The following is a 14,271-nucleotide window of genomic DNA, read 5'->3' as shown; positions in this document are numbered from 1 at the left end:
CTATACAGTCTAAAAAAGAAACAGAAAAATCCGCCTCTGAGTCTGAAGTAAATTCAAATGAGTTCCTTTTTGACGAGTTTCCTTTCTATATGATTGAAATCCTTATTTAGTCAAGCCTATAGTTACATAATCAATTAGTTTATCCATTACTTTTGGAAAAAGGTCAGTGCCAATTTCCTCTTTATGTAATCGTAGCATCATGATGGCCTGGATGACTCCCACAATTACTTTTGGATTCTCTTGAGGTAAGACACCACGCTCCATCAAAATTTGGATTGCATCGATACCTCTTTGAGTTTGCCATTTGGTAAATTCCATCATCTGTTGTGGAAGCTTTCTTGTGAGTCTTTCATGTTCGTCGTTTTGAAAAACACGCTGAAGAAAGGGGTTGTCTTCAACAAATTTGAAAGATGTATGAAAAAAGGAAGTTAGTAACTCTTTAGGGGGAAGATTTTCACGAAAGAGTTCATTGAGGACAGTTTCCCTTACTTCTTCTTCGTTTTTTAAGATTTCAAAATAGAGCTCTTCCTTAGATTGAAAAAATTTATAGAAAGAACCTTTTGCAATTCCACATGCTTGTATAATATCATCAATACTTGTTTTAGCTAGCCCATATTGGATGAATAGTTCTCTCCCTTTTTCCATAAGGGATTGGTGAATATGTTCTTTTTCTTGTTCTGTAAATTTAGGCATAGAAAAACTCCTTTTGATATTTTTGTGACTTTTTATGGACATTTAGTCATATACTGTTTATACTTATCTTAACCGTTATGTAAATAAAAGTAAACATTCTTAAATAATCATAATATTTTTTTTGGTTTTATATGACTATAAAAACTATTTTAGTCATAAGATTAAAAATAATTCTTTATAAGAGGGTGAAAAAAATGTTAGAAAAAGTTTTTGATTCAGGAAGGATTCGTTTAAATTATGTTGAAACAAATCCTAATTCGTCTGATATATCTCTTTTGCTACTTCATGGCGGAACTGCTAGGTGGCAAACTTTTAGTACTATTCTGCCTAATTTAGAAAAACTAACCCATGTATATGCAGTGGATTTAAGAGGACATGGTAAATCTGGTAGAGGAGATAAAAATTATAGATTAAAAGATTATGTGGAAGATATCTTTCTTTTCCTTAAAGAACATGTTAACGAACCGACACTTATATTTGGTCATTCACTTGGTGGAATGATTAGTCTTATGATGGCAGTTAACCACCCTACACTTGTTACAGGGATAATTATTGGTGATTCCCCCTTATCTATGACAGTTTTAAAAGAAGGATCCATGGAGTTAATGAAATGGAGAGATATACTACACTCTAATCAAATGGCATTGACAAATCCTAAAGCATTAATTAAAAAAACTTCTAAACTTTCACATACAAGAATTCATTTGGTTGATGAAATAATAACAAACTTAACATACACGGATCCAGATGTACTAACAGCTATGATAGATCAGTTTGAGGAAACATACGTTGGATATCAAGTAGATAAGTTACTTCGTAGAATTCGATGTCCCGTATTGCTCTTACAAGGCAATCCTGAATTAGGGGGGCTAGTAAGGGATAAAGATGTGCAAAAAGCATTAGAGATTTCTCCTAATTTACAACATAAAAAGATAAAGAATGCAGGTCATACTTTGCATTTAGAAAATAAAGAAGAGGTATTAGCCGTAATTGAACCTTTTATAAAAGCTTTCAAGTAAAACAAAATAAATGGTAATCTGACTAAATAATAATGGAGAAATGAGAATGAAAACTGTAGAAAACATATACCAATTTGAAAATTTATATAATTTCCGTGACATTGGAGGCTTTAAAACCAAAGATGGTTGCCACGTGAAGACCGGTATCCTATTCCGTTCAGATGAACTGTCTCGATTGTCTCAAAAAGATGTAGAAAGTTTTCATCAAATAAATATAAAGTCAATTTGTGATTTAAGGACTCTTCAGGAACAACAATCAAAAGTCAGTCGCATCCAGACTGGAAAGGAAATTCAACTACTAAACGTATCAATTCATGATAAGAGCAGAGAGTTTACACATCTTGAATTCTTTAAGTTTCTAGTTAGTAAATCCAATACCATTGATTTTGAAAAAATAATGAGAGAAATGTATGACCATATGGCATTTGGTTGTTATAAGGAAATCAATGAAGTTATCACGTTTCTTTCAAATCAAAAAAATTTACCTGCTCTCATTCACTGTACTGGAGGGAAGGATCGTACTGGGTTTATATCAGCCCTTATCCAATTACTTGTGGGGGTGCCATATGAAACGGTGATAAATGAATACCTTTTATCTAATCAATTAATTGCGAAACGTATGAAAAAGATAGAAACGTTTATTCGATGGATGAGTTTGTTCCAAATGTCTTCAGAGCGTATAAAACCAATCTTAGAAGTTAGACGTGATTACTTAGAAGAAGTGTATAACAAGATTATAAGACAATACGGTGATATTGAAAATTACCTTCGTCTGGCTTGTAAAGTTCCCCAAAGCAGTTTAGAGAACCTTAAGCAATTATTGATTGAATAATGGAATCAACTATATCTTATGAATATAGAACGTACGGAGGCGTTATGATGGATATGAGTAATTACCGGATTAGTGAAGAAGAAATAAAGAAGGCACAAGATATTGGGTAGTAGACCTCCAAATAAAAAACCACTATGCTAAAACCTGTTTAACCTGAAATAAAGTAAGATAGCATGTTAATCAACGGTTCTCATGTTCCTTTTAAATCAATGAGAAAATCCTTTATTGGGGAGCTTTCCAGATAAAATAATTATTTAACAATAAGTAACATGTCAACTAATTATATAGATGAAATACTATTAAAAAACTTAAAAATGGGGTGAATCGTTTGATTCTTAAGAAAAATGAAACGTCTACATTATGTCTTTTCGGATTGCTTTTTGTGTTAATTTCAAATTACTTGTTATATCATTCCTTTTTTCAAATCAATTCATCATCTCCTAATCTAAAGGGAATGGTAGTAGGTTCTATTTTAAATTTAAGTCTCGTTGTTCCTTTATTATTTTTAGGCTGGCAACGTAAGTTCAACTTGAAGTATTTTATTATGTTAATACCAGCAGGTCTCATTCTCGCACGTTTTATCATCCCAATAGAGCATTTGTCCTCTTTTGGGGCAGTTATATATGGTTGGGTGTTAAAGTAGAGGACATATTATTTGTACTTGAAATTTTATTTGATTGACAATATGTTAATTAGGATTGTATGAAGTATACACCTTTAGAAAAAGAAAAAATAATGAAATTTCCATATATAAGTTGTTTTTATTAAGGTGAACAGAGGGGGGATTTAGTATGAAGAGTCAAAAATATATTGATTTGAGTCATACCATTCAAGATGGCATTGTTACTCAAAAGGATTTTTAAAAGGAGTAAGTTTAGATGATGACTATTATGCAAGTAATTTTAGCCGTTTTTATTTTAGTGGGAGGTTTCATAAAACTTTTTCGTATACCGTTTCAGGTTGAACATTGGCAGCACTATCAATATCCATTATGGTTAATGTCTGTAATTGGAATTGTGGAACTTATTGGAGCAATAGCAATGATTGGCGGTATTTGGAATCCATACTTGGTTTTTGTATCTGGCGTATTGTTTGTAATTCTCATGATAGGTGCCATACATGCCCATATTTTTCGGGCCCATCAACCTATTGAGATGATTATTCCTGCAACAATCTGTTTGATATTATCTATGATGGTAATTATGTGGAACTTTAAGTTGTTTTCCTAAGCTAATAGTTTTAGTCTGGTTAGGAATTTCAGGGGCACTTTTATCGACTTTTGCTAGATATATTCCTAACAAAGTTGTGTCTCTGGGAATCCTTGCTGTTGGAATTATAATTACATTTGAAGCAGCCCTTATAGGGCTCTCCTCACTTAGAAAAAACAGAAAATAAAAGACTTTAAGAATGAATAACACCTCTCTCCGAATGGAGGGAGGTGTGCTTTACTTCCGAGAATGTTAATTATGGTGCGACAAGAAGTGGCTTTTATATAGTGTGGCTCACGCCACTAGTTTAGACGCGGAAACTATCCCTATCGAAAACTGCGGGTCTGGTAATGGTATGCTTCCCTTTGAGTAGATAGGAAAAAGAAAGCGACTATACCGTTTACTCAAAGGGGATTTTCAGAAATTAGATTATTTTAGTTTTATTGAATTATCAACAAAGTATTCAATGAATATTAAATGTTTCACTGATTACTCCCAATATAGGCAAATGAATAATGCATCTATTATGCTATTTTTATTGGTTAATTAAATACTATAAGAAATCCCAATATAAAGGCGGAGGGGATTAATGTGTTGGTAGTTACTACAGAAAAAAACGAGGGTTACAAAATTGTAGAAGTAAAAGGCCCTGTACTTGGTCTAATTGTAAGAAGTAGAGGGATTGGTGGCGATATTATGGCAGGGTTAAAATCCTTAGTAGGAGGAGAAAGCAAGCAATATACAGTTATGCTTGAAGATTCAAGAAAAGAAGCTTTGGACCGGATGATTAAAAACGCCTATCAAATAGGTGCAAACGCTATTGTGATGAGGAGATATGATTTTGGGAAAATTGATAAAAAATAGAAGAAACTCGTCAAAAAGAGGCCTTTGCTCTATAAGAGTGAAGGTCTCTTTTTGACGAGTTTCTTCTATAAAAAGAACGCCTTACTTTACAGGACAAGTCCATCCCAAATAGGTGAATTTCATTCATATACTACTTGGAATAACTCCATAAGTTAGTCATTTAGAGAAACTGACTTTCTATGTTTCTAATTACTAATGTTTCATCAAAACCGTTCCTATAAAGTAATAGATAAGGTAAATTAAGGGTTGTAGCAGCAAATAACCTCGGAAAGAATTTTATGTTCTTGTATTTTTTTAAAAGTTTCTCTTGCTTCCTTTTCCGTATTAAATTCAAACATAACAATATTATTGCTCTTTGAATAGGCATTGATTATAGTAATAACCCACATTACAAATTCCTCACTTTAAATGTTATTAATAATTCTTTCTTTATAGAATTATAGAAAATTCTTATATTTTATACCCAGCCTCGGAAACGTGAAGCTTCGGCTGATTTTGTTATTCCTACCATATAGGCAGCTAAACGCATATTAACTTGATAATCTTGAGATGTCTGATAAATATTTTCAAAAGAATTAACCATGACTTTACGAAGTTTTTCAGCCACTTCTTTCTCTGACCAATAATATCCTTGATTATTTTGAACCCATTCAAAGTAAGAAACAGTGACACCGCCTGCACTTGCTAATATATCTGGTACAAGGAGGATTTCTCTTTCATCCAAAATTTTTGTCGCTTCGAGAGTTGTTGGCCCATTTGCTGCTTCTACTACAATCGGAGCTTTTATATTATGAGCGTTTTGTGCCGTAATTTGGTTTGAAACGGCTGCTGGTACAAGGATGTCACACTCTTTTTCTAGTAATTCTTGGTTTGTAAGGACATCCGTAAATAAATTTGTAACTGTACCAAAGCTATCACGTCGATCAAGCAAATAATTAATATCAAGCCCTGCAGGATCATAAAGAGCACCATGCGCATCTGAAATACCAATTACTTTGGCTCCTGCATCATGCATGAATTTGGCCAGAAAGCTTCCTGCATTTCCAAAACCTTGAATCACGATACGCGCATCTTGCAAGTTAATACCTTTTTTCTTTGCAGCTTCTTTAATACAAATTGCTACCCCTCGTGCTGTTGCTGTTTCACGACCATGTGATCCTCCTAAAACAATGGGTTTGCCTGTAATAAAACCAGGGGAATCATATTCGCGAAGACGGCTGTACTCATCCATCATCCACGCCATAATTTGAGAATTCGTATACACGTCAGGTGCCGGAATGTCTTTCGTAGGACCAACAATTTGGCTTATTGCACGCACATAACCTCGACTTAATCGCTCCAGCTCTCCAAACGTCATATTTCTCGGATCGCAAATAATGCCGCCTTTCCCACCACCATAAGGGAGGTTTGCAATCCCACACTTTAAAGTCATCCAAGTAGACAATGCTTTTACTTCTTCTTCATTCACTTCAGGATGGAAGCGTACTCCTCCTTTAGTTGGTCCTACGGCATCGTTATGCTGGGAACGAAAGGCCGTAAATACTTTGACCGAACCATCGTCCATTTTGACAGGAATACGAACGGTTAGCATTCGAATAGGTTCTTTTAATAATTCAAATAAATCATTTGAATAGCCTAGCTTATCCAGAGCTTCTTTTATAACTGTTTGTGTAGAAAGAAATAAGTTCAGCGAATCTTTTTCTTCCTTCTGTTCCTTAGATAATTTTCTTAAAGTTTCAGTAGTTATCATAATATCGACTCCATAATTAATAAAATGTAATTTCTAATATAATTTTTATTTTTTACTTATTTAGGTAGGAATTTTCGGTATTTTTAATCGTTCAATCATAGTTTTCTTACAAAATTACAGGTGACAAATCAAATCATCATATTATGTGTTTCTTTATATAACAATTAGTTACAATCAGTGTTGTTTAGATTGTCTCCCCCCAGAAATAATTCATTTAGCTATTTTATTCAAGGTTCAATATAATAAGCATGATTATAGCTAGAGCGTGATTACTTTCTTTTAATGTGGCTAGTAGAAGAAGATAGCCACTGTATAATTGATATTTCAATTCCTTACATTTTTTCAATAAGATAAAAGTTAGAGATTATTATAATGTTGAACTATTTAAACAGACTGAATCATCAGTTAGAATTGCAATATTGTAATCGTTTTCATTCGTTCTTAACAAATGTAGCTTTAATTTATCATAGAGACCACAGAAGCTGACAAAAACCTACAATAAATATTTTGAAATATAAAAAATGTGATTTTGATGCAAAGGTTATTTTTTACGTTTAACAGAGGACCTTAAACTCATATCTTGATAAAAGCAATATTGTAATAGAAGAAACTATATGTCCCTTTCAAATGGGTGTAATCTTCGCACCACAATCCTTATTATTTATTCAGTCTAGATGATCTGTAATTAAGAAGGATTTTTACTTGTACTATGCTAAAACCTATTAATACTCCAATAATAGCTGGAACAATCCACCCTAGTCCTACTTTGTACATAGGGAGAACTCTAATAAAGAAACTATTAATAGATGAAATGTGAATACCACCCGTATTTAATCCATCGAATAGACTAATAATAAATGTCAAAAGTAAGCTCCCTTGATAAACTTCAGTTTTTCCTTTAAATAAAGGATGAAAAAAAGTTAAGAATATCAATACAATAGCTAATGGATAAATAGCTGTTAATAGAGGTATAGAAATAGCAATTAACTGCGTTAACCCGATGTTAGCAACGATTGCACTAAAACCACATAGACTAATAGCAAGTATTTTATAAGGTACCTTTGGAAATAGTTTATGAAAGAATGAAGAACAAGAAGCAACAAGTCCTACACTAGTTGTTAAACAAGCTACCGTAATCATTAACCCTAATAATATTCCACCGTAAGCTCCAAAATAATAATTCGAGACTTTTATTAAAACAGTACCTCCGTTATCTAAGTGTCCAAGTTTTTCTACACTTGAAGCACCCATGTAAGAAAGAGCTGTATAAATGGTTATTAGGATAATAGCAGCAATTCCTGTTGCCTCCAGCGATAATAAGTCGATCGAGGGATATCAAGGTACTGACAGATTTGATAGACTGGTATCTTATCTTTTAACTCTTCCACTACGTTCACTACGATTTCTGGGACCACTTCCTCTCCAGTTCCTTGTACTTTTTTTAGACCTCAATCTGTTGTGTTAAATACCGGTTTTCTGCTTTCAATTTGGATATTTCGTCTTTAAAGCCAGGTCCCTTTCCGTACGAATATTACTTGCCTACGGGCTGTTCAAATCGACGAATTTCTCCATTTTTATACCTTCTCATCCACCTTTTCAATTGGGTGTAACTGCGAATGTTTAATTGGGAAAGCACTTCTTTGACAGGTACACCAGCTAATCTCATCTCAATAGCTTTTACCTTTACCTCTGCTGGATAACTAACTCTTGTCCCCATAGAAAAAACACCTCCAAGTGATTGTTAGGTAGTATATACCCGTTTTTTAACTTAAAGGTGTTTTTATTTGTCTCCCTATAGGGGGTCAGTCCCACTTGCTCTTCTCAAGGTCTTTTTTATTAATAAATAAAAATTACTTTTCTACAGCTACCATTGTTTTTTCTTTACTTGTTGTTTTGAGTATAGAAAGCGACATGATTATAAATGAAGCCACACCTATCATTCCTAAAACAAATAAATAGCTTTCAATATTATGCCCTCCAAAATAGAAGATGTTACGTAGACCTTCTACACTATATTTAAAAGGAACCCATGAATAAAACCAACCTTGAGTTACTGTAGGTAGAAACTCTGGAGGTAAATTTAATACCGGAATTGAGAAGAGAAAAAGTAAGATGAATAATGGAACTCCTACCAATCCTAACCAATTTAAAAGAGCGTTTTGAAGTAAATAAAACATAAATGCAGTAAAGACTAAAAATAAGAGTGTTGCCTGGAAGTCAGATATATTAACGTTTAATACCTTATCGGTAAATAAAAGGACTGTAGAAGCAATGGCGGTTGCAAATAGAAGTCCTGCAACTAATTGGGTTAAAACAGATCGGATACTTATATGGCCATTTGTAACCTTCTTCATAATAACAAAATGAATAACAGAACTAATAATGACTGCGATCCATATTATTTGTGTAAATAATACAGGGGCATTTCCATTGGCTGTATGATCTCCAACTTCGTTAACTGTTTCATTCTTCACAAGTAAAGGACTACTCAAAAGTTTCGCTTACGAAGGAGTAATAGTAGCTTTATTGGCTTCTAACTGGGTAAAAACAGTATTCTGAATTTGACCATTTATTTTAGAAAGCACTTGATCGATAACCTGCTTTGTTGTATTAGCAGCTGTGTAATGCATTCCTTGATTAATAATTACCTCTACTTCTGGCTTTTGTGGTGAAGGCGATTGAAGGGACATGATTTGTTGAGACATATTCTCTGGAATCACAATCGTTGCATAGTACTTCTTTTCGTTCATTGCACTGATAGCATCTTCCCTCTGATCAATCACTGACCACTTAAAGGGAATATCTTTATTATCTAGTAACGCTTCTTTGTATTGTTCACCAGCATTCAGTTTTGTCTTATTAGGCAGTTCAGCACCTTTATCATTTACTACTAATGCAACTGGCAAGTCCTTCGGAGTGGGATTAACAATTGATCCTATGAAAGCAATACTAAAAATCATAACGACGATGATAATTCCTAGTAAGCTCCCCCAAAATCTTTTTTGTGAAAAAAAACTCTTAAATACGCACACGTAATCTCCCTCCTGAGCATCTTGTTTTCATTGACAGGGCGTTGCATAAGAAACGCCTTGTTATATACAATGTAATTATATTCCTTATTCTCACATACTCAATAATCAATATTGCGTTATTTGTTATATATACAACACATGAGTCCCAAGTGTTAACTAAAACTGAAATCATAGACAGGTGATGAGAAAATGTTAAAAAAAACAGATTTGCGTGTTATTCGAACACGAAAAATGATTAAAGAATCGTTTATTGATTTAATTCAAGAGAAAGGCTATGAATCTATTACGATTAGGGATATTGCAGACAATGCGTTAATTAACAGGGCTACTTTTTACCTTCACTATGTAGATAAGCAAGATTTGGTAGACAAATTAATTGACGAAGTTTTTGAGGAACTAACAGATATTATTAACCCTTGTATATACATCCAAAAGAAAAGGGTAAAAATATCTCAGTTTCAATCAATGATTGAAGCTATATTTACAAATATTTTTCACCATGCTACGTTTTATCAAATCATGTTAAGTGAAAAAGGGGTACATGGATTTAATCGCAAAATGCAAGGAGTTATTCAAGAGAAATTTAGAAAAGAATTTGCCACAATAAATTTACAAGAACAAAAGTTTTCAACTCCACCAGAATTATTAATCCATTTCATTTCTTCAGCATTGATCGGTACAGTAGAATGGTGGGTTAATAATGATTTAGTCTACTCTCCTAAACATATGGCATTGCAGTTAGTTAACTTAATAACAATTGGTCCATTACAGTCTTCAGGTTTTGAAATTGAGGCCTAAGATAAGAATTAGATAATTAAGCGTTCCAAATTTAATACAATAAGCAATTTCGCTAAATAGTAGCCTAACCTAGATTTTTATAACAAATGGGATTATATCTAAGGTCAATTACGTAATAGACCCTTAAAGCTGATATAATCCCTCATTCGACAATCCTCTTTTACCTTCACTTTTATATTTCACTCTTGTAAAAACAAAAAATTTTTCGTACCACTCTATTTTAGTAAAAATGGTAACGTTGTCATATGCTTTAACATTCAAAAAAATGTTTGAGTGTTATAGAAACATATTATATATAGTGAATATCTCACTTTTAAATAAAGATTCATCTGCTCTTAAAAACCATCAAAACTTTCTTATATCTTATAGTCCTCTTATTTTTTGTAAAACCTTCCAAAAATACTCTTTGAGATGAGTTTCACTTTGATTTTATTAATATAATTTTAAGCATAATATTGTACTTATCCTAGTGGATAAATAGCCTTTATTTCACCTCCTAAAAGTCTTGTAAAATAGTTATTAAATTATTCTTAAATTTTAAATAAAGTGATTGACAACCCAAAATATTGTTTGTAGAATCCATTTGCAGCTACATTTTTTTACAAATAGAGGTAATTATAGGTTAATTTTCTTCTATTTCAAAGTAGTAAAATATTACCATTATGAAAAAGAGGTGGAAAAATCGTCCGATGATTAAATAAGTTTTTATTATTTTAAAGTAGTTTGTTTTACTCTTTATGATAGTTACTTATATTTAAACAATGAGGGGAGAAATAAAAGATGTCAGACGATACTTTATATAAAAAATCATATCTAAATAGATTAGGTGAATTAAAGGAAAGATCGCCAAAGGTTGCCGCAAAGTTTATGCAGTTTGAACATGAGGTTTTTAATACTGGAACGATTCCTCCTAAAGCAAAAGAGTTGATTGCTATTGCTGTGGCCCATACAACAGGATGCCCTTATTGTATTGAAGCTCATGTAGCTAAGTATAAAAAACTAGGTGGAACGATGGATGAAATTTTAGAAGCAGTGACTGTAGCAGCTGCACTTAAAGCTGGGGCTGCAATTAGTCATAGCGTAAATGCCATCAATGCCTTCGAAAGAGAATAGAACTTTTGATTTTGTGATTTTAGAACACTAAAAAGAGGTGTAGACGGCGTGGAAAAGTTGATAGACAATCCTACTATTCCAAGTAGTAATTATTCTTCAATGATAGACTTGTTATCCCATAAAGCGATGATGCATCCTGAAAAAGTAGTCTACACATTTTTATATAATGACAACCAGAATGAAATTAATATTACTTATCAAGAACTTCATACGTGTGCTAAGCAAATCGCTGCTTACCTACAGCATTTAGGTTTAGAAGGGCAACGAGCTCTTTTGATGTATCCATCTGGAATAGACTATATTAAAGCCTTTCTAGGGTGTATCTATGCGAATGTAGTACCTGTACCTGTGTATCCTCCTGGATTGAGTAGAAATATGTTGCGTTTAAAAGCGATTATGGATGATGCAACTACTAATATTATTTTAACGACTACACACCTACATTCAAAAATAAGCTTTCATTTCTCAGATGAACTTTCAAATATGAACCTAAAGTGGATTCCGATTGACGACATACCCAATAACCATCAGTATCAGTGGTCGCAACCGAAGATAGCTAAGGAATCTTTAGCTTTTTTACAATATACTTCAGGATCTACATCTTCTCCTAAAGGAGTAATGGTTACTCACGGGAATATTTTGCACAATGAAGCCATGATTAAAGCAGCTTGTCAGCATAACGAGGACACAGTCATGCTCGGATGGCTACCAATGTATCATGACATGGGGTTAATAGGTAACATTCTACAACCACTATATCTTGGAGCAAAATGTGTATTTATGTCACCAATGGATTTTTTACAAAAGCCTTTTCGATGGCTAAGTGCTATTTCAAAGTACAAAGCGACTATTAGTGGTGGACCCAATTTTGCTTATGACTTATGTCTAAAAAAGATTACAGATGAACAAAAGAAGCAGCTTGATTTAAGTAGTTGGGAAGTTGCTTTTAATGGTGCTGAACCCGTGCGTTATGAAACTATTCAAAAGTTCGCACAGGCTTTTAAAGATTGTGGTTTTAAACTCAATCAATTTTTTCCGTGCTACGGTATGGCTGAGGCAACTTTATTTATAACAGGTAATGAAAAATTAACAAAACCTGTCTCCAAAGGCTTTTGCAAAGAAAGTCTTCTAGAAAATAAAGCTATAGAGCGACCTATAAATTCTGAATATTCAGTTAAATTGGTTGCGGAATGCCTTGGCTTCATCAGAAAGTAAAAATTGTTAATACTGACTCCTTATCCACATGTGCATCAAATGAAATAGGTGAAATTTGGGTTAAAGGAGATAGTATAGCCAAAGGATATTTTGGACGGGAACATGAAACGAATTATGCATTTAATAATACAGTGAAAGACACAAATGAAAATGGCTTTTTAAGAACTGGAGACTTAGGTTTCTTTCATGAAGGGCAGCTTTTCGTAACAGGTAGACTGAAAGATGTCATTGTAATGAGAGGGAAAAACCATTACCCACAAGATATTGAATTAACTGTGGAAAAAGCAGATGAAGCCATTATTTCAGGAGCAAGCGCTGCCTTCTCTGTTGATATAAATGGGGAAGAAAAGTTGATTATAGTTGCTGAAATTGAACGTAAATATAGACCTAGACAAAACAAAGAAAAAGATTCAAAGGATTATTTAGACAATGTCTTAAAGAACATCCGTCAACAAGTAATGGAGGAACATGAAGTTCAACCATACGCTATTTACCTTTTAAAGACTAGCAGTATACCAAAAACGTCTAGTGGAAAAATTCAAAGACGTGCTTGTAAAAACGCGTATTTAAATAATGGTTTAGAGGTTTGGCATAATTAAATTCATTCTTTTCCCTCTTTTCCTAATAAATTCATCCTACTACGCATAATGTACTTACTATTGTTGAAGGAGGGATGTTAAATGGGAAATTCATATAACACAATTGTAATTGGCGCTGGGCAAGCAGGATTAGCTATTGGTTATTATTTAAAGCAAAAATCTCTTTCATTTTTAATAATAGATTCTAATAGTAGAGTTGGAGACTCTTGGCGTCATCGCTACGATTCTTTAACCTTGTTTACACCTAGATCTCATAGTGCACTACCGGGTATGAACGTAGAAGGGTCGCCACATGGTTACCCTAATAAAGATGAGATTGCCGATTATTTAGAGAATTACAGTCGGCATTATAATCTTCCAATTCAACTGAATACAGCAGTTATTAATTTATTTAAAGAGAATGAGCAGTTCCACCTTGTTACTAATAAGGGGAATTACGTAGCGAAAAATATAATTGTTGCCACTGGGCCCTTTCAAAAACCCTTTGTACCAGACATTGAGAAAGATGTCTCAAAAGATATTTTTCAAATTCATGCAGCTCATTATAAAAACCCCTCTCAATTAAAAGAAGGAACAACTTTAATAGTGGGTGCTGGTAATTCAGGGGTACAGATTGCAACAGAGTTAGCTGAAAGCAGAGAAGTTTATCTATCTGTAGGTAAAAGAATGAAATTCCTACCCTATACATTACTGAATAGGAGTATTTTTTGGTGGTTCCAAGTGCTTGGAGTATCAAAAGCAACTATCCATTCGAAATTGGGACAGTTTATGAAAAAAAATGATCCGATTATAGGGAAAGAGTTAAAACCACTGCTAAACAGAGGAACTGTTAAAAAGGTTTCAAAAGTTTCAAAGGCAGACGGTAAGAGTTTAATTTGTCAAAATGGCGAGAAGGTCCAACCAGAGAATATCATCTGGGCCACTGGTTACCATAATGATTACGAATGGATTGAAGTCCCTAATATAATTGATGAAAACAATAATGTGATTCATGATCGAGGCATAACAAAAGAAAAGGGTCTTTACTTTCTAGGGTTATCATGGCAATACCGGCGAGGTTCCGCCTTATTATTAGGGGTTGGAGAAGACGCCAAGTTCTTAGCAAATCATATAACTTAATTGATATGAAAAGTTTTAATGGGGGTCCT

15 protein-coding genes and 1 pseudogene are annotated in these 14,271 nt (G+C 33.4%); 9 read left to right on the top strand and 7 right to left on the bottom strand.

What is annotated here, in order from left to right; genetic code table 11:
- Positions 1-102: 102 nt before the first annotated feature.
- Positions 103-693, bottom strand: coding sequence for a TetR/AcrR family transcriptional regulator (locus LIS78_RS27500; RefSeq protein ID WP_209151951.1), 591 nt, complete (start codon positions 691-693; stop codon positions 103-105).
- 194 nt (positions 694-887) lie between these two features.
- On the opposite strand from LIS78_RS27500, the gene LIS78_RS27495 reads away from it, so the two are divergent.
- The 4 genes from LIS78_RS27495 (at position 888) to LIS78_RS27480 (ending at position 4,616) form a co-directional block, all read left to right on the top strand.
- Positions 888-1,712 carry an alpha/beta fold hydrolase gene (locus tag LIS78_RS27495; protein WP_209151952.1) on the top strand — a complete coding sequence of 275 codons (825 nt, stop codon included), beginning with the start codon at positions 888-890 and terminating at the stop codon, positions 1,710-1,712.
- A gap of 46 nt (positions 1,713-1,758) precedes the next feature.
- Positions 1,759-2,544 (top strand): tyrosine-protein phosphatase, encoded by a 786-nt coding sequence (locus tag LIS78_RS27490; RefSeq protein WP_209151953.1) that lies wholly within the window; start codon positions 1,759-1,761, stop codon positions 2,542-2,544.
- 878 nt (positions 2,545-3,422) lie between these two features.
- Positions 3,423-3,773 (top strand): DoxX family protein, encoded by a 351-nt coding sequence (locus LIS78_RS27485; RefSeq protein ID WP_209151954.1) that lies wholly within the window; start codon positions 3,423-3,425, stop codon positions 3,771-3,773.
- Positions 3,774-4,343: 570 nt separating this feature from the next.
- A complete protein-coding gene (locus LIS78_RS27480; protein WP_252285387.1) occupies positions 4,344-4,616 on the top strand; it encodes a YbjQ family protein in 273 nt (90 codons plus the stop codon).
- A 457-nt stretch (positions 4,617-5,073) separates the two neighbouring features.
- Here LIS78_RS27480 and LIS78_RS27475 read toward each other — a convergent pair whose 3' ends face one another.
- From LIS78_RS27475 to LIS78_RS27455, 6 genes and pseudogenes are all read right to left on the bottom strand, one after another.
- Entirely contained in the window at positions 5,074-6,366 is a 1,293-nt protein-coding gene (locus LIS78_RS27475; protein ID WP_209151956.1) for a Glu/Leu/Phe/Val family dehydrogenase, read from the bottom strand.
- A gap of 657 nt (positions 6,367-7,023) precedes the next feature.
- Positions 7,024-7,671: pseudogene (locus tag LIS78_RS27470) on the bottom strand (branched-chain amino acid transport system II carrier protein); the annotation flags it as partial.
- Positions 7,644-7,754, bottom strand: a complete 111-nt coding sequence (locus LIS78_RS31630; protein WP_350495080.1) for a helix-turn-helix domain-containing protein — start codon at positions 7,752-7,754, stop codon at positions 7,644-7,646. The pseudogene LIS78_RS27470 and the gene LIS78_RS31630, both read right to left, overlap by 28 nt.
- A gap of 143 nt (positions 7,755-7,897) precedes the next feature.
- On the bottom strand, positions 7,898-8,083 hold the full coding sequence (locus LIS78_RS27465; protein ID WP_252285386.1) for a helix-turn-helix domain-containing protein: 186 nt from the start codon (positions 8,081-8,083) through the stop codon (positions 7,898-7,900).
- 133 nt (positions 8,084-8,216) lie between these two features.
- The gene (locus tag LIS78_RS27460; protein ID WP_252285385.1) at positions 8,217-8,840 is read right to left on the bottom strand and encodes an ABC-2 transporter permease; all 624 of its coding nucleotides are present in this window, start codon (positions 8,838-8,840) and stop codon (positions 8,217-8,219) included.
- Between the two features lie 27 nt (positions 8,841-8,867).
- Positions 8,868-9,398, bottom strand: a complete 531-nt coding sequence (locus LIS78_RS27455; protein ID WP_252285384.1) for a YhgE/Pip domain-containing protein — start codon at positions 9,396-9,398, stop codon at positions 8,868-8,870.
- A gap of 189 nt (positions 9,399-9,587) precedes the next feature.
- On the opposite strand from LIS78_RS27455, the gene LIS78_RS27450 reads away from it, so the two are divergent.
- The 5 genes from LIS78_RS27450 to LIS78_RS27430 all read left to right on the top strand — a co-directional run bounded on the left by LIS78_RS27450 (position 9,588) and on the right by LIS78_RS27430 (position 14,242).
- Positions 9,588-10,196: a TetR/AcrR family transcriptional regulator gene (locus tag LIS78_RS27450; RefSeq protein WP_209151960.1), complete on the top strand. Its 609-nt coding sequence runs from the start codon at positions 9,588-9,590 to the stop codon at positions 10,194-10,196.
- 780 nt (positions 10,197-10,976) lie between these two features.
- The gene (locus LIS78_RS27445; protein ID WP_209151961.1) at positions 10,977-11,309 is read left to right on the top strand and encodes a carboxymuconolactone decarboxylase family protein; all 333 of its coding nucleotides are present in this window, start codon (positions 10,977-10,979) and stop codon (positions 11,307-11,309) included.
- Between the two features lie 48 nt (positions 11,310-11,357).
- Positions 11,358-12,524: an AMP-binding protein gene (locus tag LIS78_RS27440; protein WP_252285383.1), complete on the top strand. Its 1,167-nt coding sequence runs from the start codon at positions 11,358-11,360 to the stop codon at positions 12,522-12,524.
- The gene (locus tag LIS78_RS27435; RefSeq protein WP_252285382.1) at positions 12,500-13,123 is read left to right on the top strand and encodes an acyl-CoA synthetase family protein; all 624 of its coding nucleotides are present in this window, start codon (positions 12,500-12,502) and stop codon (positions 13,121-13,123) included. Before LIS78_RS27440 ends, LIS78_RS27435 begins: the two co-directional genes overlap by 25 nt.
- Positions 13,124-13,204: 81 nt before the next feature.
- A complete protein-coding gene (locus tag LIS78_RS27430; protein WP_252285381.1) occupies positions 13,205-14,242 on the top strand; it encodes a flavin-containing monooxygenase in 1,038 nt (345 codons plus the stop codon).
- Positions 14,243-14,271: the final 29 nt, after the last annotated feature.

Source organism: Priestia megaterium, from assembly GCF_023824195.1.
Classification (GTDB): domain Bacteria; phylum Bacillota; class Bacilli; order Bacillales; family Bacillaceae_H; genus Priestia; species Priestia megaterium_D.
The sequence above is the reverse complement of the archived record's forward strand: the minus strand, read 5'-3'. Positions and strand labels throughout refer to the sequence as shown.